At 62.1% G+C, this 1,626-nt stretch carries 2 protein-coding genes; both read right to left on the minus strand.

Going from position 1 to position 1,626, the window contains the following annotated elements:
- Positions 1 to 499: response regulator (locus BFQ04_RS00005; protein ID WP_139111871.1), on the minus strand; the 499-nt coding region annotated here is incomplete at its 3' end.
- 48 nt (positions 500 to 547) lie between these two features.
- A partial coding sequence (locus BFQ04_RS00010) for a chemotaxis protein CheA (protein ID WP_139111872.1) occupies positions 548 to 1,626 on the minus strand: 1,079 nt, incomplete at its 5' end.

A 1,626-nucleotide genomic window follows, 5' to 3' on the forward strand; every position in this document is an offset into this window, starting at 1 on the left:
CCGGCGCGGCGCGGCTGAACGACGACGCTGGCGCCGCTGCAGGTGCGGGTGCAGGCGTCGGCGCAGAGGCAGGGGCAGGTGCGCTGAACAGGCTGCGGCGGTTACTGCGCGAAATGCTGTGCACTTTCTCGCACAGCATCTGCTTGACCTTCTCGGGGTTGCGCGAGATGTCTTCGAAATTCTTCGGCAGGAAGTCCACCGCGCCGGCATCCAGCGCATCCAGGGTCACCCGGGCGCCTTCGTGGGTCAGCGAGGAGAACATCAACACCGGTGTCGGGCAACGTTGCATGATATGACGCACGGCCGTGATGCCATCCATCATCGGCATTTCGTAGTCCATGGTGATCACGTCCGGCTTCAACGCAATGGCTTGATCGATCGCCTCTTTGCCGTTGGTGGCCGTGCCGACTACCTGGATCGTTGGATCGGCGGAAAGAATCTCCGAGACGCGGCGGCGGAAGAAACCCGAATCGTCCACCACCAGGACCTTGACTGCCATAAACACTCCGTTAGACGGGGCGGGCACTCGCGCCCTGCCCCGCCAGAATCAAATACGCCGTGCGGCGTAACGCTTGAGCATGCTCGGAACATCGAGAATCAGCGCGATGCGACCGTCACCGGTGATGGTGGCACCCGACATGCCCGGGGTGCCCTGCAGCATCTTGCCCAAAGGCTTGATCACCACTTCTTCCTGGCCCACCAGTTGATCGACCACAAAGCCGATGCGCTGGGTGCCCACCGAGAGAATCACCACATGGCCCTCGCGCTGCTCTTCATGCTTGGCCGAGGCCACCAGCCAGCGTTTGAGGTAGAACAGCGGCAAGGCCTTGTCGCGCACGATCACCACTTCCTGGCCGTCCACCACGTTGGTGCGCGACAGGTCGAGGTGGAAGATCTCGTTGACGTTGACCAGCGGGAAGGCGAACGCCTGGTTGCCCAGCATCACCATCAGGGTCGGCATGATCGCCAGGGTCAACGGCACCTTGATGACGATCTTGGAGCCCTGGCCCTTGGTCGAGTAGATATTGATCGAGCCGTTGAGCTGGCTGATCTTGGTCTTCACCACGTCCATGCCGACGCCACGGCCGGACACGTCGGAAATCTCGGTCTTGGTCGAGAAACCGGGCGCGAAGATCAGGTTGTAGCACTCGGTGTCGGTCAGGCGGTCGGCGGCGTCCTTGTCCATCACGCCGCGCTTGACCGCGATATTGCGCAAGATGGCCGGGTCCATGCCTTTGCCGTCATCGGTAATCGACAGCAGGATGTGGTCACCCTCCTGCTCCGCCGCCAGGATCACCTTGCCGTTGCGTGACTTGCCCGAGGCTTCGCGTTCTTCCGGGGTTTCCACGCCGTGGTCGACGGCGTTGCGCACCAAGTGGACCAGCGGGTCGGCCAAGGCCTCGACGAGGTTTTTGTCGAGGTCGGTTTCTTCACCCACCAGTTCCAGGTTGATTTCTTTCTTGAGCTGGCGCGCCAGATCGCGAACCAGCCGCGGGAAGCGCCCGAAGACTTTCTTGATCGGCTGCATCCGCGTTTTCATCACGGCGGTCTGCAGATCGGCGGTGACCACGTCGAGGTTCGACACAGCCTTCTGCATGGCTTCGTCGCCACTGTTCAGACCCAGGC

Origin of the sequence: Pseudomonas sp. 37 R 15 (genome assembly GCF_900004865.1) — a bacterium.
Lineage (GTDB): Bacteria > Pseudomonadota > Gammaproteobacteria > Pseudomonadales > Pseudomonadaceae > Aquipseudomonas > Aquipseudomonas fluorescens_AM.